Origin of the sequence: Hymenobacter sp. 5317J-9 (assembly GCF_022921075.1) — a bacterium.
Lineage (GTDB): Bacteria > Bacteroidota > Bacteroidia > Cytophagales > Hymenobacteraceae > Hymenobacter.
The window spans coordinates 1,159,525-1,180,133 of the sequence record NZ_CP095050.1 but is presented as its reverse complement, the minus strand read 5'-3'; the positions used below and the strand labels follow the sequence as shown (position 1 = coordinate 1,180,133).

Annotated in this window: 22 protein-coding genes and 1 tRNA gene; 8 read left to right on the top strand and 15 right to left on the bottom strand. The window is 64.0% G+C overall.

Annotated features, from left to right (window positions below; genetic code table 11):
- Positions 1 to 4 precede the first annotated feature (4 nt).
- Positions 5 to 427, bottom strand: a complete 423-nt coding sequence (locus MUN81_RS04690) for a hypothetical protein (RefSeq protein ID WP_245115501.1) — start codon at positions 425 to 427, stop codon at positions 5 to 7.
- A gap of 196 nt (positions 428 to 623) precedes the next feature.
- On the opposite strand from MUN81_RS04690, the gene MUN81_RS04685 reads away from it, so the two are divergent.
- Entirely contained in the window at positions 624 to 1,427 is an 804-nt protein-coding gene (locus MUN81_RS04685; RefSeq protein ID WP_245115500.1) for a S1/P1 nuclease, read from the top strand.
- A gap of 17 nt (positions 1,428 to 1,444) precedes the next feature.
- On the opposite strand, the gene MUN81_RS04680 is transcribed toward MUN81_RS04685, so the two are convergent.
- Complete coding sequence (locus MUN81_RS04680; protein WP_245115498.1) at positions 1,445 to 2,941, bottom strand: amidase family protein; 1,497 nt, start codon at positions 2,939 to 2,941, stop codon at positions 1,445 to 1,447.
- A gap of 146 nt (positions 2,942 to 3,087) precedes the next feature.
- Here MUN81_RS04680 and MUN81_RS04675 point away from each other — a divergent pair, with 146 nt between their 5' ends.
- Positions 3,088 to 3,456, top strand: coding sequence for a glyoxalase superfamily protein (locus MUN81_RS04675; RefSeq protein WP_245115497.1), 369 nt, complete (start codon positions 3,088 to 3,090; stop codon positions 3,454 to 3,456).
- Here the strand turns inward: MUN81_RS04675 and MUN81_RS04670 are convergent.
- Positions 3,453 to 4,856, bottom strand: coding sequence for a pectate lyase (locus MUN81_RS04670; protein ID WP_245115496.1), 1,404 nt, complete (start codon positions 4,854 to 4,856; stop codon positions 3,453 to 3,455). The genes MUN81_RS04675 and MUN81_RS04670 overlap by 4 nt on opposite strands.
- A 380-nt stretch (positions 4,857 to 5,236) precedes the next feature.
- On the opposite strand from MUN81_RS04670, the gene MUN81_RS04665 reads away from it, so the two are divergent.
- Positions 5,237 to 5,713 carry a carboxypeptidase-like regulatory domain-containing protein gene (locus MUN81_RS04665; protein WP_245115495.1) on the top strand — a complete coding sequence of 159 codons (477 nt, stop codon included), beginning with the start codon at positions 5,237 to 5,239 and terminating at the stop codon, positions 5,711 to 5,713.
- Between the two features lie 9 nt (positions 5,714 to 5,722).
- Here MUN81_RS04665 and MUN81_RS04660 read toward each other — a convergent pair whose 3' ends face one another.
- The 3 genes from MUN81_RS04660 to MUN81_RS04650 all read right to left on the bottom strand — a co-directional run bounded on the left by MUN81_RS04660 (position 5,723) and on the right by MUN81_RS04650 (position 7,591).
- Positions 5,723 to 6,151, bottom strand: a complete 429-nt coding sequence (locus MUN81_RS04660; protein WP_245115494.1) for a hypothetical protein — start codon at positions 6,149 to 6,151, stop codon at positions 5,723 to 5,725.
- 93 nt (positions 6,152 to 6,244) lie between these two features.
- On the bottom strand, positions 6,245 to 7,027 hold the full coding sequence (locus MUN81_RS04655; protein WP_245115492.1) for a rhamnogalacturonan acetylesterase: 783 nt from the start codon (positions 7,025 to 7,027) through the stop codon (positions 6,245 to 6,247).
- A 78-nt stretch (positions 7,028 to 7,105) separates the two neighbouring features.
- Entirely contained in the window at positions 7,106 to 7,591 is a 486-nt protein-coding gene (locus tag MUN81_RS04650; protein ID WP_245115491.1) for a DUF305 domain-containing protein, read from the bottom strand.
- A 177-nt stretch (positions 7,592 to 7,768) separates the two neighbouring features.
- Between MUN81_RS04650 and MUN81_RS04645 the strand changes: the two genes are divergently transcribed.
- From MUN81_RS04645 to MUN81_RS04635, 3 genes are all read left to right on the top strand, one after another.
- Positions 7,769 to 9,157: a chloride channel protein gene (locus tag MUN81_RS04645; protein WP_245115489.1), complete on the top strand. Its 1,389-nt coding sequence runs from the start codon at positions 7,769 to 7,771 to the stop codon at positions 9,155 to 9,157.
- Positions 9,158 to 9,334: 177 nt separating this feature from the next.
- A complete protein-coding gene (locus tag MUN81_RS04640; protein WP_245115488.1) occupies positions 9,335 to 9,757 on the top strand; it encodes a hypothetical protein in 423 nt (140 codons plus the stop codon).
- Between the two features lie 51 nt (positions 9,758 to 9,808).
- Positions 9,809 to 11,215, top strand: coding sequence for a DUF389 domain-containing protein (locus MUN81_RS04635; protein ID WP_245115486.1), 1,407 nt, complete (start codon positions 9,809 to 9,811; stop codon positions 11,213 to 11,215).
- An 18-nt stretch (positions 11,216 to 11,233) separates the two neighbouring features.
- Here MUN81_RS04635 and MUN81_RS04630 read toward each other — a convergent pair whose 3' ends face one another.
- The 9 genes from MUN81_RS04630 to MUN81_RS04590 form a co-directional block, all read right to left on the bottom strand.
- Positions 11,234 to 13,414: a bifunctional alpha,alpha-trehalose-phosphate synthase (UDP-forming)/trehalose-phosphatase gene (locus tag MUN81_RS04630; RefSeq protein ID WP_245115485.1), complete on the bottom strand. Its 2,181-nt coding sequence runs from the start codon at positions 13,412 to 13,414 to the stop codon at positions 11,234 to 11,236.
- 476 nt (positions 13,415 to 13,890) lie between these two features.
- Positions 13,891 to 13,964, bottom strand: a tRNA-Asn gene (locus MUN81_RS04625).
- Positions 13,965 to 14,074: 110 nt separating this feature from the next.
- Complete coding sequence (locus tag MUN81_RS04620) at positions 14,075 to 14,524, bottom strand: hypothetical protein (RefSeq protein ID WP_245115483.1); 450 nt, start codon at positions 14,522 to 14,524, stop codon at positions 14,075 to 14,077.
- Between the two features lie 138 nt (positions 14,525 to 14,662).
- Positions 14,663 to 15,634, bottom strand: a complete 972-nt coding sequence (gene ftsY / locus MUN81_RS04615) for a signal recognition particle-docking protein FtsY (RefSeq protein WP_245115482.1) — start codon at positions 15,632 to 15,634, stop codon at positions 14,663 to 14,665.
- A 95-nt stretch (positions 15,635 to 15,729) separates the two neighbouring features.
- A complete protein-coding gene (locus tag MUN81_RS04610; protein WP_196295226.1) occupies positions 15,730 to 15,894 on the bottom strand; it encodes a DUF4295 domain-containing protein in 165 nt (54 codons plus the stop codon).
- 8 nt (positions 15,895 to 15,902) lie between these two features.
- Positions 15,903 to 16,085, bottom strand: a complete 183-nt coding sequence (gene rpmG / locus MUN81_RS04605; protein WP_046245291.1) for a 50S ribosomal protein L33 — start codon at positions 16,083 to 16,085, stop codon at positions 15,903 to 15,905.
- 169 nt (positions 16,086 to 16,254) lie between these two features.
- Positions 16,255 to 17,955 carry an aminopeptidase P family protein gene (locus MUN81_RS04600; protein WP_245115481.1) on the bottom strand — a complete coding sequence of 567 codons (1,701 nt, stop codon included), beginning with the start codon at positions 17,953 to 17,955 and terminating at the stop codon, positions 16,255 to 16,257.
- A 200-nt stretch (positions 17,956 to 18,155) separates the two neighbouring features.
- Positions 18,156 to 18,395: a 50S ribosomal protein L28 gene (rpmB, locus tag MUN81_RS04595; RefSeq protein WP_196285946.1), complete on the bottom strand. Its 240-nt coding sequence runs from the start codon at positions 18,393 to 18,395 to the stop codon at positions 18,156 to 18,158.
- 85 nt (positions 18,396 to 18,480) lie between these two features.
- Positions 18,481 to 18,663: a DUF5522 domain-containing protein gene (locus MUN81_RS04590; protein WP_245115479.1), complete on the bottom strand. Its 183-nt coding sequence runs from the start codon at positions 18,661 to 18,663 to the stop codon at positions 18,481 to 18,483.
- An 81-nt stretch (positions 18,664 to 18,744) separates the two neighbouring features.
- On the opposite strand from MUN81_RS04590, the gene MUN81_RS04585 reads away from it, so the two are divergent.
- Together MUN81_RS04585 and rocD are read left to right on the top strand one after the other, a co-directional pair.
- Positions 18,745 to 19,245: a hypothetical protein gene (locus MUN81_RS04585; RefSeq protein WP_245115475.1), complete on the top strand. Its 501-nt coding sequence runs from the start codon at positions 18,745 to 18,747 to the stop codon at positions 19,243 to 19,245.
- A 64-nt stretch (positions 19,246 to 19,309) separates the two neighbouring features.
- Positions 19,310 to 20,563 (top strand): ornithine--oxo-acid transaminase, encoded by a 1,254-nt coding sequence (gene rocD, locus MUN81_RS04580; protein ID WP_245115474.1) that lies wholly within the window; start codon positions 19,310 to 19,312, stop codon positions 20,561 to 20,563.
- The last annotated feature ends 46 nt before the right edge of the window (positions 20,564 to 20,609 follow it).

Sequence of the window (20,609 nt, the reverse complement as noted above, 5' to 3'; positions counted from 1 at the left end):
TTGCTCAGCTGCCGAGGGGGCAGGGCTGCACGGGAGGCCGCTGCTGCAGCCATACGTAGGCCGAGGCCACGTCGTCGAACGTGGCCACGTGCGGGCGGGCAATGACGCGCACCGCGGCTTCGGTTCCCTCGCGCGAAACCAGGTGGCGCGGCAGCACCCAGGCCAGGTGCTGCAGGCCCGCCTCCCGCATCTGCTCCAGCCACCACATGCTCCATTCGCGCAGCTGCATGGTAGTGCGGATGATGTTGGAGTTGTCGTTGAGAATTTTGGAGCAGGGCCAGGACCGCAGGGTTTCGAGCATGAGCAGGCAGCAGGCCTGCGAGGTGTCGGGGTCGTGCTCGCCCTTCCAGTCCACGTACAGCCATTCGTTGTCCGCATCGTAGCCGATGGCGAGCTTCGGCAAGTCGACGATGGATTGCAGTGGCATGGGGCGAGAGAAAGCACGACAAATTGGGGCATCAAATTTACTGCCGCGCAGGATTTGGGTTGCGGCAAGGCACGGGCTTGGCGGGCGCCGCCGCGGAAACGCGTCCACGGCGCCAGCGGGGCGCTAGCTTTGCAGGCTATTTGCTGCCGTCGGCATTTTTTACTGGCTTGTTTCACTTATTCCCTCCCCTCTTCTCATGTTCAAAAAATGTGTTGTGCTGCTGGCCTTGTGCTGTGCTCCTTTTAGCCTGCTGGCCTGGGGCGCAATGGGCCATCGGGCCGTGGCGCGCATTGCCGAAAACCACTTATCATCCACGGCCAAGCGCGAAATTGCCCGCATTCTGGGCCGCGAAACCATGCCCTTGGTGAGCACCTGGGCCGATGAGCTGCGCAACGACCCGCAGTTCAAGGACACGGCCCCGTGGCACTACGTAAACGTGCCCACCGGCCTCGACTACACCGCCTTCACTGCCCAGCTCAAGGGCACGGTGCAGCCCGCCCCGGCCCTGCCCACCAACGCCTACGCCGCTCTGCTACAAGTTCGCCAGGACCTGAAAGACCCCAAAAAGACGACCGAGGAAAAGCGCATCGCCCTCAAGTTCCTCATTCACCTGGTGGGCGACGTGCACCAGCCCCTGCACCTGGGCCACCTCGAAGACAAGGGCGGCAACGGCATTCCGGTGAGCTGGCGCGGGCGCGACACCAACCTGCACAGCATCTGGGACGGCGACCTGGTGGAATACCCGGGCTTCACGTTCACGGAAATGGCCGCGGCTTACGACCACGCCACCTCCGCCCAGGTGAATCAGTGGCAGCAGGACGACCCCACGGCTTGGCTATTTGAGTCGTACCAGCTGTGCACGCCGGTGTACGCCGCCGCCATCACCAACCCCAAGTTCGACTGGCACTTCTACCCCACCTTCGGCCCCACCGTCGAAGACCAGATTCTAAAAGCCGGCATCCGGCTGGCGGGCATGCTGAACGAGGTGTTTGGGAAATAGAAAAGCGAAACCGCCGGTCATCCTACCAGCGTAGGCCGCTTGTCGAACCACGGCCGGGCCTGTTCCAACTGCCCAGCCAACTGGAACAGCACGTCCTCGGCGCCCAGCTTCGCAATGAACTGCACGCCGCAGGGCAGCCCCTCGGCCGTCCAGTGCAGGGGCACCGACATGGCAGGCTGGCCCGTGAGGTTGGCCACCTGGGTGTAGGGCGTCTTTTCGAGGCTTTGCTCGGCCAGCTTCTCCACTAGGCCCGAGCGACGGATGAGGCCGCCCAGCCCGAAGGTGTTCACCAGCTTCAGGAGCTTCTGCTCCGCGGGCTTGGGCTGCAGCTCGCCGATGCGGACGGGCGGCGTGGCCAGCGTGGGCGTCAGCAGCAGGTCGTAGGTCTGATGGAAGCGGCCCATGCGGCGGGCGCTGTCGTTCCAGGTGTGGCGGGCGGCGGCAAAGTCGGCGGCGGTGTAGGTGCGGCCCAGCAGGCCCAGCAGCCAGGTGGTCGGCTCCACGTCGGCGGGCCGGGCGGGGCGGCCCAGGTGCTTACTTAGGGCGGCAATGCTGGCCCCGGTTTCGCCGAAATACAGCATCAGAAATGCCGCAGCCACGGCCCGGCCGTCGAAGGGCAGCGGTACCTCTTCTACCTCATGGCCCAGGCTTGCGAGCAGCGCGGCGGCATCGCGCACGGCGGTAGCGCACTCTGGGTGTAGGGCGCGGCCCAGCGGGTGGCCCAGGCTGAAGGCGATGCGCAGGCGGCCGGGCTCGCAGGTAGCTTCCTCCAGATACGGCCGGGCGGGCGCGGGAAGGAAGTAGGGCGCGCCGGCATCGGGCCCCTGCGTGGCATCGAGCAGGGCCGCGCTGTCGCGCACCGAGCGGCTGAGCACGTGCTCCACGGCGGCGCCCTGCCACTTTTCGCCCTGCTCGGGCCCGGTGGGCACGCGGCTCCGGCTGGGCTTCAGGCCAAACAGCCCGCAGCACGCCGCCGGAATCCGAATAGACCCGCCCCCGTCGCCGGCCCCGGCCACGGGCACGATGCCGGCCGCTACCGCCGCGGCCGCCCCGCCGCTGCTGCCGCCGGGCGTGTGGCCCAGGTGCCAGGGGTTGCGGGTGGGGCCGTGCAGCAGAGGTTCGGTCACGCCCATCAGGGCAAACTCGGGCGTGTTGGTTTTGCCCAGTATGTTGAGCCCGGCGGCTTGCCAGCGGCGCACCAGCTCGGCGTCTTCGGCCGGGGTAAAATCGCGCAGGGCCCGGCTGCCCGAAGTGTGCGGCGCCCCAGCGTACTGCGCCCCAAAATCCTTCAGCAGAAACGGCACGCCGCCAAACGGGCCGGCCGGCAGCCCGACCTGGGCCCGCTGCCGGGCAGCTTCGTAGAGCGGATGCACCACGGCGTTGAGGCGCGGATTCACGGCCTCGGCGCGGGCAATGGCGGCGGCGCACAGCTCGGCGGCCGTGAGCTGGCCGCTGCGCACCAGGGCAGCCATGGCCAGGCCGTCGAGGCGGTCGTATTCGGCAGGAGATATCATGCGCTAAATGTAGCCGGCCGCCAGCCATGCAACGCCGCCCAGCGTCAGGCCCAAAACAGCCAGCCCGAAAATAGGGTTTAACTTATAATAGGTTATATTTCGTTTTTATACCCAACCCGCTTCCTTCGCCTTCTTTACCCTGCGGCATGCTCACGCCCGTTTTTCGGATTTTGGACTACGCCGCAGCCCTCGAATTTTATGTCGGATGGTTGGGCTTCCGCGTCGACTGGGAACAACAGCCCGTGAAGCCCTACGACTACGCGCAGGTGTCGCGCGGCGACGTGGTCATTCACCTCAGCACCAACCCCGACGACAGCTGCCCCGGCGCCCGGGTGCGGGCCCTCACCTGGGGCCTGCTGGCCTACCACAACCAGCTGCTCGACCGGAACCAGGCCTACACCCCGCCCACCCTCAATCCCGCCACCTGGAGCGAGCGGGTAATGGAAATGGAAGTCCTCGACCCTTTCGGCAACCGCATAGTGTTCTGCGAAGCCCCCGGTCTGCGCGCTATTTAACTACGCTTAACCGGCAGCTTTGCCTTCGGGGCGATTTTTATCGGCTTGGGCGCAGCGGGTTTGGGCAGCGCTGGTTTTGCGGCGGGCGCGGGTGCGGCCAGCGCAAGGCTGTTGAGGTAGTTTTCGAGCTGCGGGTAGCCGTTGGATGCGCGCTGGGCACGGTCGGCGGGGTTGCTGGGGTTGAGGCCGTGGGCTTTTTCCCAGGCATCGGGCATGCCGTCGTGGTCGGTGTCGGCGGGTGCGGGCGCGGCTTTCAGCACGGGCCAGGCGCGCTGGCTCACGCTGTAGGGCGTGCCGTGCGGGTAGTGCCCCTGCACGTCGATGATGGTGCCGGTGCGGGTGCGCACCTCGCGCACAATGCGCTGGTCGAGGGTGTCGCGGGTGGGCCGGATGGCGCCGGCGCCGCGCAGCACGGCCTCATAGGCTACGGGAGCGGGCTGCAGGGTGGTGGGGCCCAGGCGAAAGGGCGTGGTGACTTTCGACTGCACGGTGTCGGCGGGAGTGCCGCCGTTCATGGCCACGCCGCGCCAGTTGTGGGCCGTCACGGCAGGGGAACCGTCCACGTAGTTGCCGGTCAGGTAAAATTTGCCGTAGGGCAGACGGCCCTGTTCCTTGTCGATTTTGTAGGGGTTCAGCACCTGGGCTTTGGTACGGGGGCTGGTGTTGGGGCCGGGCTTGTAGTAGTTGCCCACGATGTTGTAGTCGCCGCCCTCGCCGGCATACACGTTGTTTTCGCCCCAGTTGTAGATGACGTTGTTGCTGAAATCGCAGTTCTCGAAGCCCGCCGGATGGGTGTAGCGACTGCCGTTGAAGCGCGGCGTGCGGTTTTTGCAGTGGGCAAACAGGTTGTGGTGAAACGACGAATGCTGCCCGCCCCAGATGCCGCCGAAGCCGTGGCGCTCAAAATCGGTGTCGCCCTTCTCGTAGTGGTAAGAGTAATTCAGCGGCTCGGCAATGAGGTTCCACTGCAGGGTGGTGCTGTCGCCTTCATACACGCTCAGGGCCTCGTCGGTGCTCCAGCTCATCGAGCAATGGTCCACTATCAGCCGGCTGTTGCGGGTGCCGCCGAAGGCATCGTCGCCGCCGGCCCCGTCTTTGAAGCCCTGGTTCTGGTTTTTATCGCCCATCCGAAAGCGCAGGAACCGCACGATGACGTTGTTGGCTTTCACCGACACGGGGTAGTCGGCCAAGCAAATGCCGTCGCCGGGCGCCGTCTGGCCCGCCAGGGTGGTGTTGGGTTTGCTGATGGTGAGCGGCGAAACCAGGTGAATGGTGCCCGACACCCGAAACACGATGGTGCGTGCCGGGGCCTTGGCCGTGCTCAATTGCAAGGCGTAACGCAGGCTGCCGGGTTGGCCGTCGTCCAAAAGATTCGTAACTTCCAGTACGGTAGTGGGCACGGCGGCTGTGCCCCGCCCGCCCGTGGTGAAGCGGCCCGCCCCTCGGCGCCCGGAAAAGCCACCAGCCCCTGGGCCCGCCCGGGACCGGCGGCCAGCAGGGCACCGCTTACTAACACTACCGCCCGCCGCGACCGCGAGCGAGCAAAAAACAGGTTGACGAACTTTAGCATGGCTTCCCGATGAATCAGCAACTTAATACCGTCGCGGTGAACGCACCGTGAACCCGACCTGTTGCGGCTTCATACGCCCGCCCGTGGGCCCGGTGCCGGTTTCGGCCCGGCAAGGGGCAACCCCGGCGTAGCGTGTTGCGTGTTAGAGCCATGCGTTGCCCCACCCGCCGCGGCGCTTTGATTCCTTTCCTTCCACCCATTCCGTTTTCTATGCGCCTTTTTCTCCTCGCTTTGGCAACTGCTACGGTATGCGGCGTGCACTCGGCCCACGCGCAAAGCGCCGATTCCCGGCCCTCGGCCACTGGCAATACCCCCGAGCGCATTGCGCTCTCGAACCGGCCCGACCGCAGCGCCGCCCGCCCGGCCCGCCTGATGTGCGCGCCCATCACCGGCCAGGTGTTCGACCCCAACGGCCAGCCCCTGGTGGGCGCCACTCTGCTCGTGAAAGGCACCCACCAAACCTACGTCACCGACGCGCTGGGCCGCTTTCAGCTCTCCGACCCCGTGTACGAAGGGCAGATACTGGACGTGGAAGCGGCTGGTTACACCCTGCAGCACGTGGCCCTCGACGACTGCACCCTGCCGCGCCTGGTGCTGGCCCCAGCCCCCGACGCCCGCTTCCGCAAGCACGGCAAAAAAACGGGCCAGGTAATGCGCCTGAACCACCGCAGCACCAACCTGAAGTAAGCTCCGCGTTTATTCCGGCATGGCCTGTTGCGCCTGGCACGCCGCCAGCCACCGCATGGCTGCCTGTTCTTCCGTGAACCGCTCTACGTGGTAGGTGCGGCCGTCGAAGTACGTGAGCGGCGGCACCGCGGCGTCGTGTTCGAGCTCGTGCAGGTGCGCGGGCATGAACAGGTAAGCCAAGTACACGGGGCCGCCCAGGCGCGGCGGCAGCAAGGGCAGAAAATGCTCCATCATCCAGGGGGTGCCCTGCTGGCTGGCGTGGTCGCGGCGGCGGGCATCTACCAGCCACAGGCGGGCCCCCACGGTTTCGGCCACGTCCAGCAGGCGGAAGTAGCCGGTGTGCAGCTCGGCCTCGGTGGGCTGGCGCAGCCAGCGCCCCACCAGCACCTGCAAATCGGGCCGGAACTGGTGCTGCAGGTAATCGGGCGCAGGCAACATGGCACAGAGAGCGTTGGGCAGAGGCCGCCCCCGAACACCGGAAGACGGGCCCCGCGTCTGCAATACAAATGGCTATTCTCGGATGCTATACGGCTAGCGGGCCTGCGGGTCTACGGTTTTGGCCGCCGTGCGCTGCACAATGCGCCCGGCCAGCTCCAGCCGCAGGGCCCGGATGTCGGCCAGCACAAGCTGGGCCATTTTGCGGGCCCCCAGTTCGTTGAAGTGGGTGTTGTCTTCTTTGCCGTCGGGGTAGTTGGGGTGCTCGCCGGGCAGCAGCTGGTTGAAGAGCAGACGGGAATTTTCGACTCCGAACTGCTGCAGCAGCGCCTGGCTCTCGCGGTCCAGGTCGATGAGGGGCACCTGCTGCTCGCGGGCCGTGGCGCGCACTATCTCGGAGTATACGGTGTGCGTGCCCTCTACCTTGCCCGCAGCGTCGAACTTGCGCCGCGCCACCGGCGTGATGAGCACGGGCTGGGCTTTGCGGGCCCGCGTTTCGGCCACAAAACGCACCAGGTTGGTCTTGAAGTCAGCTTCGGTAGTGTATGATTTCTTGGTGGGCACCTCGTCGTTGTGCCCAAACTGAATGAAGACGTAGTCGCCTTGCTTCAACGCACCCGCCACCGGCTGCCAGCGGTTTTCGGCTAGGAAGCTCTTGGTGCTGCGGCCGTTCTGGGCGCGGTTGTCCACGGTCACGGTTTCGTCAAAAAACGTGGCGAAGGGCATGCCCCAGCCGGTTTCGGGGTAATTCTTCACCTCCTTCACCGACATGGTGGAATCGCCGATGAGGTAGACGGTAATCTTGCCGGGCGCCGGCGCAAAGGCACTCAGCAGCCACAGCGCCAGCACCGCGGCGCCAGCAAACAAGCGGTTGACCATAACGCAAAACAGGTTGGAAGTTGGGTGGCCTGAAGTTGCAGCAAAATTCCGGCACTTGCCGCATTGCGGCGCAAGCGGCTACTGCTGCTCCAGCCGCTTAATCATGCCCTTCATTTCCGCAATCTCGCGTTTTTGGGTGGCCGTGATGTCGTCGGCCAGCTTGCGCACCTCGGGGTCGGTGATGGTGGCCCGCTCGCTGGTGAGAATGGCAATGGAGTGGTGCGGAATCATGGCCTTCAGCCAGCGCGTGTCGTTCACGAAGGTCTGGCTGCGCACCAGCACCAGCGCGCCCACAAACAGCGTGAGGCTCACGCCCATGATGAGGCCGTTGCGGGTTTTGTTGGGGTACATCATGGGCATCATCAGCAGCATCACCACCGCCATAGCCGTCACCATCAGCACCGTCATGTAGAAGCGGGTGAGACTGAAATACACGTGGTCCAGCTCGTAAGTGTTCAGGTACATCACCACGTACATCACGACGAAGGAAACGGCCAGCGTGAGCAGAAACTTGGGGTAGTGGCTGTGGGGTGAAGTGGGTGCGGGGGCCTGGGGCTGCATCATGGCAAGAAAAATAAATGAACCGGGCCAGCCTGTTTCCAACCCTGGAAAGGCGGCCTATAGGAGTGCAACGGACCTACAGGCACGAGCGTTGTGTCACCATTCGGCGCCCAAACCAGTTAATAGGGCAAACCCGCGCTGGCCCGGTGGCCCGGCTTGGTTGCACCTTTGCCTTTTCTTATGCCTGATTCTTCTTCCCGCTACGCCCGCACGCTGGCCTGGTTCGACCGCGTTTTGGTGCAGCCATTGTACACGGCGCGGGTGCGGCGCCGCATTTTACAGAGCGTCCCCTTCTGGATTGCCTCCCTGCTCACGGGACTCGGGGCCGTGGGCTACGAAAAGCTATTTGCCTGGGCCGAGGAAATCAGCTTTAGCTGGCTGCGCCGCGAGCCGCTGCTGGCCTTCGGGCTCACGCCGCTGGCGTTTCTGGTGTCGTGGGGGCTGGTGAAGCGCTTTGCGCCGGCGGCGCGGGGCAGCGGCATTCCGCAGGTCATGGCCGGCATCGAGCTGTCGAACCCGGCCCAGCACCGGCACACGGCTTACCTGCTCAGCCTGCGGGTGGCCGGCGTGAAGGTGCTCAGCAGCGTGCTGCTGCTGCTCGGCGGCGGCGTGATTGGGCGCGAAGGGCCCACCATTCAGGTGTCGGCGGCCATCTTCCGGGCCATCAACCGGCTGCAGCCCACGGGCTGGCCACAGCTTTCGCGCCAGATTGCGCTGGTGACCGGCGGCGCGGCTGGCCTGGCGGCGGCGTTCAACACGCCGCTGGGCGGCATCGTGTTCGTGGTGGAAGAGCTCACCCAGATTCACTTGTCGCGCTTCCGGCTGGCCGTGTTCAGCGCCGTCATCATTGCCGGGCTCACGGCCCAGCAGTTTCTGGGCTCCTACCTCTACCTGGGCTTTCCCAAAATCACCTCGCCCGCCGGCTGGTACCAGGCCCTTGTCATGTTGGCGGCCGTGGCCTGCGGGCTGGCGGGCGCCTATTTCGCCAAAACGCTGCTCTGGCTCAACGACTACCGCAAGCGCTTTGCCACGCCGCTGGCGCAGGCCGGCTGGGTGCTGGGCTGCGGCCTGCTGCTGGGCGGCCTGGCCTACCTGGTGGGCCCCGACGGCGTGGGCACGGGCAAGCCCATCATCAACCGGCTGCTGTTTCAGAACGACGGGCACACGGCCGCCTACCTGTTTCCGGTGCGCTTTGCGGGCATGGCCCTGAGCTACAGCAGCGGCGGGGCCGGTGGCGTGTTTGCCACTTCCCTGAGCGCGGGCGCCCTGCTCGGCGACGGCATTGCGCAGCTGGCCCACGTGGCCGTGGCCGACCGCAACCTGCTCATTCTGGTGAGCATGGTGGGGTTCCTCACGGGGGTGGTGCGCTCGCCGTTCACGGCCGCCATTCTGGTGCTGGAAATGACGGACCGGCACTCGGCCATCTTCCAGCTGCTGATTGGGGCCATGCTGGCCCAGGCCGTGGCGGCGCTCGTCGACCCCCACTCGCTCTACGAGCACCTGCGCCAAAGCTTCATCCGCGAAACACTGGCCCAGGAACCCGAACCGCGGCCCGCTGCTCAGCCCTAGCCGGCCACCACGCTGGTGAGCCTCCCGCGGCCGTTGGCCATATTTGCACCCACGACAGCTGCCGTTGTCCTTTTTTCATCCGTCGTGCGGGGCCTCACGTTAAAGAGGCTTTGAGCTGGACTGTTCCGCGCCCTATCCGACCGAGTGCCTGCCCTGGCAGTGCCACCACTTCCCTTTATGCTTCCCACCCAAAACTATTTCTTCAACGCCGTCGGCTCGGTTGATTTCTCGCCCGAAGACGGCTACCTGCACCTGCATTGGTCGGGCGCGCCCATGACCAGCCCCGAGTTCCGGGCCCTGTACGTACACGCCCACAACCTCTTGCGGCGCTTTCAGCTGCGCGGCATTCTGGCCGACCATAGTGCCATGCCCGCCGCGCCCGACCCCGCCGACCGTGACTGGCTGCTCAACACCTGGCTGCCGTCCGTCATCGAAGACACAAACTTTGAGCGCTACGCCGTGGTGCCCACCCTTTCGCCCGAACACCGCCTGCACACGCCCGACGTAGCCAAACAGCTGCGCCGCCTGGTGAAAACGGCTTTCTTTGAAGAAGTGCCCCCCGCCGCGGCCTGGCTGCGGGAAGAAGAGGTCCCGAGCTAGCCGGCGCTACTGTGGCGGTTCATTCCCACGCATTCTCGTGTAGCTTGCCGCATGTTTGATGTCCTGCGCCGCTTTCTGCACACCCGCTTCCTGCTCACCGACGACATGGCGGACCCGGCCGAGATTCAGGCCGATGTGGAAGCAGGTATTGCTTTCCGGGGCACCAATCTGTGGGTTCTGATTTTCGCCATCCTCGTGGCATCGGTGGGACTGAACGTCAATTCGACGGCCGTCATCATCGGCGCCATGCTTATTTCGCCGCTCATGGGGCCCATTGTGGGCGTTGGCTACGGCGCGGCCACGCTGACGCTCGACCTCATTCGGCGGGGGCTTAAGAGCCTGCTCACGGCTTCGGTGCTCAGCCTGCTGGTGTCGGCGCTGTACTTCCGCCTCACGCCCCTGTCCGACGCCGGCTCCGAGTTGCTGGCCCGCACCACGCCCACCACCTGGGACGTGCTGATTGCCCTGTTTGGCGGCGCCGCCGGGGCCGTGGCCCTCACCCGGCGGGGCCACAGCAATGCCGTTCCCGGCGTGGCCATCGCCACGGCCCTGATGCCGCCGCTGTGCACCGCCGGCTATGGCCTGGCCACGGCGCACTGGTCGTTTCTGTTCGGGGCGCTGTATCTGTTTGCCATCAACTGCGTGTTCATCGCCCTGGCCACGTTTCTGGTGTGCCGGGTGCTGCCGCTGCCCAGCCACACGTTTGTGAGCCGGCAACGGGCGCAGCGGGTGCAGTTTAGCATCTGGACGGTGGCGCTGCTCACGGCCGCACCCAGCGTGTACCTGGCCATCGGCATCGTGCGCGACGGCACCTTCACCCATAACGCCCAGCGCTTTGTCGACGAGCAGCTCAACCTGCCGGGTACCTACGTCGTCACGAGCCGCATCCTGCCTCGCCAACAGGCGCTCAACGTGCTGCTGGCCGGCCAGCGCCTCAGCCCTGCACAGCTGAAAAAAGCCCAGGTCCAACTCCCGCGCTACCACCTGGCCAACGCCCAGCTCACCGTGCGCCAGGGCCTGGCCCGCCTCGATTCGGCCGACGCGCAAGCTTTGCGCAGCAGCTTGCTCGAAGACGTACGCAGCCGCCAGGAGCAAACGCTGGTGGGCTACGAAACGCGGCTGGTGCAGCTCCAGCAAGTGCTGGAGCGCAACAACACCGCCGGCGGCGGCCTGCCCACGGCCACTGCCCTCCTGCGCGAGGTGCAGGTGGAACACCCGGACGTGCGTCAGTTGGGCCTGAGCCGTCTGGTGCGCCCCGCCGCCGACTCGCTACCCGCCGACACCACCGTGCTGGTGGCCGTGCGCGCCCGCCGGCCGCTGCCCATCGCCGAGCAACAGCGGCTGGCTGCCTGGCTAAGCCTGCGGGCCGGCAGCCGCCAGCCCGTGCGCCTAGTGGTCGAAACCCAGGCCTTGCCAGCCGCCCAGCCGGCGCGCTCCAGGCCCGCCCGCCGACGGTAGGGAGCCGCCCCGCGGTGCCTACTCCAGCAGTTGGCGCAGCAGTTGGCGCACTTCGGTGGGCGACTGCAGGTGGAAGCGGGCAGCCGAGTGCTGGGCCGGGCCCACGCGCACGGTGTAGGCCTCGGGCGGCAGCGCCCGGAAGGTGTCCTCATCGGTGCGGTCGTCGCCCAAGGCCAGCGTGAAACCGGGCGTGTACTGGCTCAGCCAGCGCACCGCCGCCGTGCCCTTGTTGATGCCGGCGTTTTTGATTTCAAGCACCTTGTTGCCTTCCAGCACCTGCAAATCGGTGTTGGCCGTGATGAAGCTGAGGTGGCTGAGCAGTTCGCGGGCGCGCACCGGGCCCAGCTCGGCGTCGGCGCGGCGGAAGTGCCACACCAGCGAGTAGTCCTTCTCCTCAATAAAGGAGCCGGCCGTACGAGCCACGTACACATCCAGCACCGGGCGCAGCTCACGCTTCCAGTCGTTGCGCAGCGGCTGGAACAGCTGCCAGTCTTCGGTATCGGCGGCGCGCAGCCACACGCCGTGCTCGGCAATGAAGTGCAGCGGCAAGTGGCCCAGCCACTGCTGCAGCGTGTTGCGGTCGCGGCCCGAAATCACCACCACGTGGTTTTTGGGGTTGCCGGTGAGGGCCCGCAGCAGGTGCAGCAGCTCGGCATCGGGGGCGGCGCGGGTGGGGTCGGAGTGGAAGGGCACGAGCGTGCCGTCGTAGTCGAGCAGCAGCAGGCGCTGCTCAGCCGCCTGGTAGTCGGCCAGCAGAGTGGCCGTGGCGGGCTCGTCGAGGGTGGCCGTAGCCAGGGTTTCCTGTTTCATTTTGGTATAGGCCAGCTGGTTCATGAATAAGCGCGTCCACGAAAACACGTTGTAGCGCCGTACCAGCACCTGCATGGCCCGCATGCGGCGCTCCTGCTCGTCGTCGGGCATCACCAAGGCGTCGTGCAGGGCCTCGGTGAGCTGGCGCGTATCGGTAGGATTGATAATGAGGGCGTCGGACAGCTCGCGCGCCGCGCCGGCCCGCTCGCTAAGAATGAGCACGCCGCGGTGGTTGAGGCGGCAGGCCACGTATTCCTTCGCCACCAAGTTCATGCCGTCGCGCAGGGGCGTCACCAGGCCCACGTCGGCCATCGAGTAGAGCGCCGCCAGTTCGGGCAGCGGAAACGAGCGGTAGAAGTAATGCACCGGGCTCCAGCTGATGGTGCGGTACTGGGCGTTGATGCGGCCCACCAGCTCGTCCACTTCTTCCTTCAGCGACGCGTATTGCGCCACCTGGTCGCGCGAGGGAACCACCACCATAATCAGACTCACCTGCCCGCGCCACTCGGGGTAGCGCTCCAGGAGCTGGTTGAAGGCCCGCAGGCGCTGCGGAATGCCCTTGGTGTAGTCGAGCCGGTCGATGCTGAGGATGATACGGGTATCCTGCAGGGCTTCACGATAAGCTGCTACGTGGCCCTTCGCCTCTTCCGAAGCGGCCGTGGTGGCGTAACGCTCGTAGTCGATGCCCATCGGAAACGCGTCGACGCGCACCGTGTGGCTAGAGGTTTCAATCTGCCCGTTCTGGTTGGGCAGGCCCAATTGCTGCGACACCGCGCTGAGGAAGTGCCGCATGTAGCCAAACGTGTGGAAGCCCAGCAAATCGGCCCCCAGCATGCCCCGCAGCAGTTCGGTGCGCCAAGGCAGCACCCGAATCAGCTCGTAGCTCGGAAACGGGATGTGCAGGAAAAAGCCGATGGTGGCGCGGGGCCGCGCCCGGCGCAGCAGTTCGGGCAGCAGCAGCAACTGGTAGTCGTGCACCCAGATGATGTCGTCGGGACCGGCGTGTTCCAGCACGGCCGCGCAAAATTTCTCGTTCACGGCCACGTAAGCGGCCCAGTGCTCGTCGAGGTAAGTGGCAAACTCAGTGAAGTAGTGAAACGTGGGCCAGAGGGTGGAATTGCTGAATCCCTCGTAGAAATCCCGGATTTCGTCTTCGGTCAGAAACACCGGCGCCATGTTATCGGCCCATAGCTGCCCGCTGATGTGGGCCTCCTCGGCCTCGTCATGCACAAACAGACCGGGCCAGCCCAGCCACAGGTTGTCGCCCTCGCGGTAGATGGAGCCGAGCCCCGTGGCCAGCCCGCCCTCGCTGGGCTGAAAGCTGAGGCCATCGTCGGTGCGGAGCACTTTGGTGGGTAAGCGGTTGGAGATAATAATCGTTTTCGACATAAGCAGATTGGCTTGCGAAGCCACGCGCGCAGAAAGTCCCGAAGGAGTAAAAAAGTAAAAATCGGCAGGGCCGCTGCCCGCGGGAAACCCAATGCCCCGGCTCGCACCGGCACCGGGTTCGGGCGGCTTGTACGCGGCTCAAACGGTCTATGTAAGAGCCCGGCCCCTTCATGAATACGTAGCCCCCGAAGAAAGTGATGGGCAAAACCTTCATCGAAGCATGCCGCCGACGTAAGCGCACTCTCCTCAGAAACCCACCGGTCTGGCCCTTATCATGGTTTTTCACGCAGCAGGCACATTGGCCGCCCGTGCACGAACTGCACTCTAATTTAAGAAGCCAACCCACCGAATTGTTTTCGAAGGCACCCTGCCGTTCGCACCATCAGCCCAAACCTGGTAAAGGCTTTGGCCGCAATCCACCACGCCAAGAACCAAAAAGAAAAAGGCCACTCACGGTATCGTAAGTGGCCTTGTAGCGCTCCCTCCTGGGCTCGAACCAGGGACCCTCTGATTAACAGTCAGATGCTCTAACCGGCTGAGCTAAGGAAGCATTTTCATGCCCGAAACCCGGTTGTTGTTGTTTCGGACTGCAAACCTACGACTTTCTCTAAATTGGCGCAAGTCTGTCGCAAAAAAAATTCAAGAAAATGCGCGACAATGTTAGTTGGTCACGTTGAGAATATTGCCTTGCAGGCTGACACTGTATTGTTTAAGTGGTCGGGTGTTGGGTCCGCCGGTGGGCTGGCCGCGCAAATCAAATTGCGAACTGCAGCACGAATCCCGCATAAACAAGCCCGAATTACGGTCGAGGCTCACCGTGGCGCAGGCGTCGTAGGGCCGGTAAGGGCAGTTGCGCTCGAAGGCCAGGTAATTGCTGGCGCTTTGCCGCACCACAATCACGCCCTTCACGCCACCGACGCCGGCCGGGCCTTTCACCGGCAGCATCACGGCACCATTATCGAAGCGCAGCCGCACGTACTCCTGGTTGGTAAGCGTCAGGCTGAGGTTGACCGGGGCATTGGGGATGAGCGGCTGCTCGTCGTTTTTGCTGCCGCACGCGGCCACCAACAGTCCGAAGCCAAGGGCCAAGGGAAGCAATAAAGTGCGCATAGTGAGACAACAGTTAAAACATTGATGAAGACGGAGAACAACCCGCAACGGCGACAGCGTCACGGCGCTGCCGGTGTTCTCCTAATGCAAACACCGGCATTGTTGGTTCGCCGGTTGCCCAACGCATCACGGCCGTGCTTATTTCTTGAACAGCGAATTCACGAACGTGTGCCGGTCAAACAGCTGCAAATCGGTCATCTTCTCCCCCACCCCGATGTAACGAACCGGAATGCTGAACTGGTCCGAAATGCCGATGACCACGCCGCCGCGGGCCGTCCCGTCGAGCTTGGTGATGGCCAGGGCCGTGACTTCGGTGGCTTTGGTGAACTCCTTGGCTTGCAGGAAGGCATTCTGGCCGGTGCTGCCGTCCAGCACCAGTAGCACCTCATGCGGCGCGTCGGGAATCATCTTCTGCATCACGCGCTTGATTTTGCTCAGCTCGTTCATCAGGTTCACCTTGTTGTGCAGGCGGCCGGCCGTGTCGATGATGACCACGTCGGCGTTCATTTCCACGCCTTTTTTCACGGCGTCGAAGGCCACGGAGGCCGGGTCGGTGTTCATGCCGTGGCTCACCACGGGCACGCCCACGCGCTGGCCCCAGATGATGAGCTGGTCTACGGCCGCGGCCCGGAAGGTATCGGCGGCGCCCAGCACCACCTTTTTGCCCGCCGAGTGAAAGCGGTGGGCCAGCTTGCCGATGGTTGTGGTTTTGCCCACGCCGTTCACGCCCACTACCATGATGACGTAGGGCTGACCAGTGCTGCCCGCGCTGTCGAGCACGGCCATCGAGCCGGACTTATTGTCTTCCAGCAGGGCCGCGATTTCTTCGCGCAGGATGCGGTCGAGCTCGCCGGTGCTCACGTACTTGTCGCGGGCCACGCGGGCCTCGATGCGGTCGATGACTTTCACCGTGGTTTCAATGCCCACGTCGGCGTGCACCAGCAGGTTTTCCAGGTCGTCGAGCACGGCCTCGTCCACGCTGCTTTTGCCCACCACGGCTTTGCTCAGCTGCTCGAAGAAATTGGTTTTGGTTTTCTCCAGGCCCGCGTCCAACGACGCTTGTTGAGCTGGCGTTTCCTTGTCCTTTTTGAAAAAATCGAAGAGACCCATAGGGAAATGAAAGTGGGGAATACTACCCCTACACGCAAAAAGTCCCACGAAGGTGGGACTTTTTAAATTCTTGCGAAGCCGAAGCTGGCAAACAATTACTTGTTGCCGGTGGCGAGGTATTCCTGCACTTTGTCGAGGAGCACCATTTCTTCCTTGAAGGTGTAAGCACCGGTTTTCTCCGATTTCACGGCACGAATCACCTTAGCCCAGTTCTTGGCGTTCTCTGTGGTTTTCAGAGTTGCTACTACTTTCTTAGCCATTGTTCAGGTTATTTAATTTCCTTGTGAACGGTCATTTTCTTGAGGATGGGGTTGAATTTCTTCAACTCGATGCGCTCAGGGGTGTTCTTGCGGTTCTTGGTGGTGATGTAGCGCGAGGTGCCCGGCATCCCCGAGTTTTTATGCTCGGTGCATTCCATGATAACCTGCACCCGGTTTCCTTTCTTGGCCATCTCGACGGGGGTGTATGTTTTTAATTTTAGGACTGCAAAGGTACGGGTCTTTTTGGAAAACGCAATGGGTTAAGCATAAAACTGGTAGGAACGTGCCATGGCGCTTAGCGGCCGCATCCAACCGGCTCCTGGCAGTTGTCGCTCGGACAGCACGCGCCGTGCCGCGTTCCTACCGCAAGTCCGGCAGCTTAAACCCTTCCAGAGCGCTGGGCTCAGCCATCAATTTCTCGATGTCGGCCACGGTACGGGGCGCTTCGGCCGACAGATTCTCGTAGCCGGTGGCCGTAATCAGGGCGTCGTCTTCGATGCGCACGCCGATGTTCCACCACTTGGGGTCGCAGGGCGAGCCAGCGGGGATGTAGATGCCGGGCTCCACGGTGATGACGTTGCCGGGCGCAAGCGGGCCGTAGCCGCCGCGGTCGTGCACGTCGAGGCCCAGGTAGTGGCTGGCGCCGTGCGGGTAGTACTGACGGAAATCCTCCTTTTTCTTGATGATGCCAAGCTTTTGCAGGCCGGCGGCCACCACGTCCTGCGTGGCTTTGTTGGGCGCGTCGAAGGCAGCGCCTGGCTTGCAGGCGGCAAACCCTGCTTCTTGAGCGGCCAGCACCAGCTCGTAAATCTGGCGCTGGGCGGGGCTGAACTTGCCCGAAGGCGGCGCGGTGCGCGTCACGTCGGCAGAGTAGCCGTGGTATTCGGCGCCGCAGTCCATCAGCACAAGGTCGTTGTCGAGGCGCTGGCGGTCGTTGGTTTCGTAATGCAGGATGCAGCCGTTGGCACCGCCGCCCACGATGCTGGGGTAGCCCTGAAACTCGGCGCCGTAGCGGCGATACACGTATTCGTGCAGGCCCTGCACTTCCATCTCACCCATCTCGGGGCGCAGTAATTTCATCACCTCGCGCTGGCCCTGGGCACTGATGCGGATGGCGCGGCGCAGCAAGGCCAGCTCTTCGGGGGTTTTGACGGCGCGCAGTTCGTCGAGCTTCTCGCCCAGCGTGGCGTCGTCGAGGCGGCCGGGCGGGTGGGCCTCAATGGCAGTTTTGCGGGCAGCATCGGTGGGGGCGGCGATGTAATCGCGCAGCAGCGCCGATTTTGCCAGTCCGGGGTTTTCCTTTACCTGGCCGGCCAGGAATTCGGCAAAGCCTTTAGAGCGCGTCAGCCCGTAGCGCCGCACGGTGGTCTCCCATTCGCTGATGGCCGGGTTGTAGTCGGCGGGCAGGCCGGCCTGCTGACGAAACGTGGCCACCAAGTTGTGCAGGTCGGCCGGGTTGCGGGCATCGTCGCGGGTGTCGGTGGGCAGGTTATCAAACAGAACCCTGTCGAAATCGCCCCACTTGATGCCGGCAGCGCCGAAATCTTTGTTGTCGGCGGCGAATTGCAGTTGGAGCTGGCCTTTGGCCCCGGCCGCACCCAGGCGGCGGCCGGTCCATTGCTCGCGGGCGGGGTTGCGGGGCTGCGTAAACAGCGCTTCGGTCACACCCGGCTGGCCACCCACGGTGCGCGGCTCCTTGAAGAGCAGCAGCACGGCGTCGGGCTCTTCGTAGCCGGTGAGGTAATGGAAATCGGGGTTTTGATGATAAACGTAGTCGACGTCGTTGGCGCGGTTGCGCACGGGGGCGGCAAACACCACGGCCACGCTACCGGCCGGCAGCTGCGCCCGCAGCAGCTCGCGGCGCTGCTTATGGAACGCAGGCGACAAAAAATCGCTGGGCCGGGCGGGTGCCTCGCTGGCCGTGAGGGGCTCGGGCACCGAGGCGGGCTGCTGGGCCGCCGCCGGCAAGCTGGCCAGCCCCAGGCTACCCAGGGCCAGCAGCGAAGTAGCGCGCCGCAATCGCAGCGGCGAAAGGAAGGTAGCGTCGAGGTAGGGCCACATATTCATCAACCGTTAAAGGAAAACCAAGCCGTAGTGCAAGGTAGCCGCCAACAGACAAAGCCAGCGCCGATACGTTGCCTCAGAGGCAATGTATCGGCGCTGGCTTTAGTTGAGTAATGTGTAAAGAGTCCCAGGAAAAAGGGCCGGACGCCGGGGCAACCGTTACTTCTTCCCAAACTCTAATTACTGCTTACTACAATCTAGTAAACGATGAAGCCCTGCTCCTTGGCCTTCTTCAAGGTGGCCATGATGCCGTTCTTGTTGATGGTGCGGATGGTGGAGGTAGCTACTTTCAGGGTAACCCAGGCGTCTTGCTCGGGCACGTAGAAGCGCTTTTTCTGCAGGTTCGGGTAGAACTTGCGCTTGGTCTTGTTGTTAGCGTGCGAAACGTTGTTACCAACGCGGGTACGCTTGCCGGTCAAATCACAAACACGGGCCATGATATCGGAGGGTTAATTAGTTACTAAGCAGGGAAACGGGCCGCAAATATCGGCAAAAGTCTGGCATTCACCAAGCCCCCGGCCCTTATTTCTGTTCGGATGCGCCCTGAGTGCCTGCTTTGGGCCGAAATTTCCAGGGACAATGGCGGCAGCCGCTGCCGCAACAGCTGCCCCGGCGTAGGTGATACTGCTCGGTGAACACAAGGTAGCCCTCAGGCGTGTAGTAGAAATCGCCGGGCTGAAGTGGCTGGGGTTGCGGAGCGGGCATTGCGTGAATCAAAGTTAGGCCCGGCTGCGTTGGTAGAATAATAGGCGGTATCTTGGTGTGGTAAACTTGCTATTATTTCCTATGAAAACACCTTTTTGCCGGACGCTGCTCTTCATCTTGGCAGCCGGCATGGCCCACAGCGGCCTGCTGCAGGCCCAAACCACCCCGCCGGTAGTGCTGACGGCCGCCACCGCCCCGGCCGGGGTGCGCCCCGCCCTGACCCGCGACGAAACCGCCCTGGCCGACCCCATGCGGGAGGCCCTGCGCACGCTGCCCCAGGCAAAGAAGAAGTTTCTGGCTGGCCTGCCCACCGGCGACCAGTTCCTGCTCTCGGTGCGCGTGATTGCGACGGACACCAGCTTCCGGCAGGCGTCGGCGCGGGTGCTGGGATGGCATGGCAACACCGTGCAGGCCCTGCTGCTGCCCGACGCCGCCAGCCCGGCCGAGCCCGTGCCCATCAGCTTCCCCGAAACCGCCGTGGTGGACTGGACGCTGTTGCGCGCCAGCGGCCGCGAGGAAGGCAACTACGTGGGCCGCTACATCGATACCTCGCGGCAGCTGGAGAGCCTGCCGCTGCGCTAAAGTCGGCCAGACAGGGCAGAAAAACGTACTTTCGTGGGTTCACCAATATTCCCGCCCACACCGTATGCACAGCCCCGACTCCCCCACTGCCACGTCCAGCCGCGCCGAGCAGCTTATGCAGCTTGAAGACCAGTACGGCGCCCACAACTACCACCCGCTGCCCGTGGTGCTGGCCCGGGGCGAAGGGGTGCATTTGTGGGACGTCGACGGCAAGCACTACTACGATTTTCTCTCGGCCTACTCGGCTGTGAACCAAGGGCACTGCCACCCACGCATCATCGGGGCCCTTACCAAGCAGGCGCAGCAGCTCACGCTCACGTCGCGGGCTTTTTTTAACGACCAGTTAGGCGAGGCTGAAAAGCAGCTCTGCGAGCTGTTTGGCTACGACAAGGCGCTGCTGATGAACTCCGGCGCCGAAGCCGTGGAAACTGCCCTGAAGCTGGCCCGCAAATGGGGCTACCAGGAAAAAGGCATTGCGCCCAACCAGGCCCGTATCATTGTGGCCGAGCACAACTTCCATGGCCGCACCACGGGCATTATCTCCTTCAGCACCGACGGCGACAGCACGGGCGGCTTCGGGCCCTACATGCCCGGCTACCAGGTAGTGCCCTACGACGACCTGGAGGCTCTGGAAGAAGCCGTGAAGGAACCGCACGTGTGCGCCTTCATGGTGGAGCCCATTCAGGGCGAAGCAGGCGTGATGGTGCCTTCGGCGGGCTACCTAGCCAAGGCCGCAGCAATTTGCAAGGCCCACCATGTGCTGTTCATTGCCGATGAAATTCAGACCGGACTGGGCCGCACCGGCAGGTTATTGGCCTGCGACTACGAGGACGTGCACGCCGACATCCTCATCCTGGGCAAGGCCCTGAGCGGCGGTGTGCTGCCGGTATCGGCAGTGCTGGCCGATGACCAGATTATGCTTACCATTCAGCCCGGGCAGCACGGGTCCACCTTTGGTGGCAACCCGCTGGCATGCGCCGTGATGCGCGCGGCGCTGGACGTGTTGCTCGACGAAAAGCTGATTGACAACGCGGCTCGACTGGGCGAAATCTTCCGCGAGCGCATGCGCCGGGTGCAGGCCCAGCGGCCGGAACTGGTGGACCTGGTGCGCGGCAAAGGCCTGCTCAATGCCGTGGTCATCAACCCCACCGACGACGGCCGCACGGCCTGGGACGTGTGCGTGACCCTGATGGAGCGCGGCGTGCTGGCCAAGCCCACGCACGGCGACATCATTCGCTTCGCTCCGCCGCTGGTGATTACCGAAGCGCAATTGCACGAGGCCTGCGACGTGATTGAGGAAGTGATATTGGCTTTTTAGTGCTTGGTTGGCGGTGCTTGGTGCTTGGCTTCTGCTGGAATGTCGA

Excerpts from the sequence above, each read along its gene's own strand:
- MUN81_RS04690 (WP_245115501.1), bottom strand. The coding sequence starts at position 427 with ATGCCACTGCAATCCATCGTCGACTTGCCGAAGCTCGCCATCGGCTAC.
- MUN81_RS04685 (WP_245115500.1), top strand. The coding sequence starts at position 624 with ATGTTCAAAAAATGTGTTGTGCTGCTGGCCTTGTGCTGTGCTCCTTTT.
- MUN81_RS04680 (WP_245115498.1), bottom strand. The coding sequence starts at position 2,941 with ATGATATCTCCTGCCGAATACGACCGCCTCGACGGCCTGGCCATGGCT.
- MUN81_RS04675 (WP_245115497.1), top strand. The coding sequence starts at position 3,088 with ATGCTCACGCCCGTTTTTCGGATTTTGGACTACGCCGCAGCCCTCGAA.
- MUN81_RS04665 (WP_245115495.1), top strand. The coding sequence starts at position 5,237 with ATGCGCCTTTTTCTCCTCGCTTTGGCAACTGCTACGGTATGCGGCGTG.
- MUN81_RS04660 (WP_245115494.1), bottom strand. The coding sequence starts at position 6,151 with ATGTTGCCTGCGCCCGATTACCTGCAGCACCAGTTCCGGCCCGATTTG.
- MUN81_RS04655 (WP_245115492.1), bottom strand. The coding sequence starts at position 7,027 with ATGGTCAACCGCTTGTTTGCTGGCGCCGCGGTGCTGGCGCTGTGGCTG.
- MUN81_RS04650 (WP_245115491.1), bottom strand. The coding sequence starts at position 7,591 with ATGATGCAGCCCCAGGCCCCCGCACCCACTTCACCCCACAGCCACTAC.
- MUN81_RS04645 (WP_245115489.1), top strand. The coding sequence starts at position 7,769 with ATGCCTGATTCTTCTTCCCGCTACGCCCGCACGCTGGCCTGGTTCGAC.
- MUN81_RS04640 (WP_245115488.1), top strand. The coding sequence starts at position 9,335 with ATGCTTCCCACCCAAAACTATTTCTTCAACGCCGTCGGCTCGGTTGAT.
- MUN81_RS04635 (WP_245115486.1), top strand. The coding sequence starts at position 9,809 with ATGTTTGATGTCCTGCGCCGCTTTCTGCACACCCGCTTCCTGCTCACC.
- MUN81_RS04630 (WP_245115485.1), bottom strand. The coding sequence starts at position 13,414 with ATGTCGAAAACGATTATTATCTCCAACCGCTTACCCACCAAAGTGCTC.
- MUN81_RS04620 (WP_245115483.1), bottom strand. The coding sequence starts at position 14,524 with ATGCGCACTTTATTGCTTCCCTTGGCCCTTGGCTTCGGACTGTTGGTG.
- ftsY (WP_245115482.1), bottom strand. The coding sequence starts at position 15,634 with ATGGGTCTCTTCGATTTTTTCAAAAAGGACAAGGAAACGCCAGCTCAA.
- MUN81_RS04610 (WP_196295226.1), bottom strand. The coding sequence starts at position 15,894 with ATGGCTAAGAAAGTAGTAGCAACTCTGAAAACCACAGAGAACGCCAAG.
- rpmG (WP_046245291.1), bottom strand. The coding sequence starts at position 16,085 with ATGGCCAAGAAAGGAAACCGGGTGCAGGTTATCATGGAATGCACCGAG.
- MUN81_RS04600 (WP_245115481.1), bottom strand. The coding sequence starts at position 17,955 with ATGTGGCCCTACCTCGACGCTACCTTCCTTTCGCCGCTGCGATTGCGG.
- rpmB (WP_196285946.1), bottom strand. The coding sequence starts at position 18,395 with ATGGCCCGTGTTTGTGATTTGACCGGCAAGCGTACCCGCGTTGGTAAC.
- MUN81_RS04590 (WP_245115479.1), bottom strand. The coding sequence starts at position 18,663 with ATGCCCGCTCCGCAACCCCAGCCACTTCAGCCCGGCGATTTCTACTAC.
- MUN81_RS04585 (WP_245115475.1), top strand. The coding sequence starts at position 18,745 with ATGAAAACACCTTTTTGCCGGACGCTGCTCTTCATCTTGGCAGCCGGC.
- rocD (WP_245115474.1), top strand. The coding sequence starts at position 19,310 with ATGCACAGCCCCGACTCCCCCACTGCCACGTCCAGCCGCGCCGAGCAG.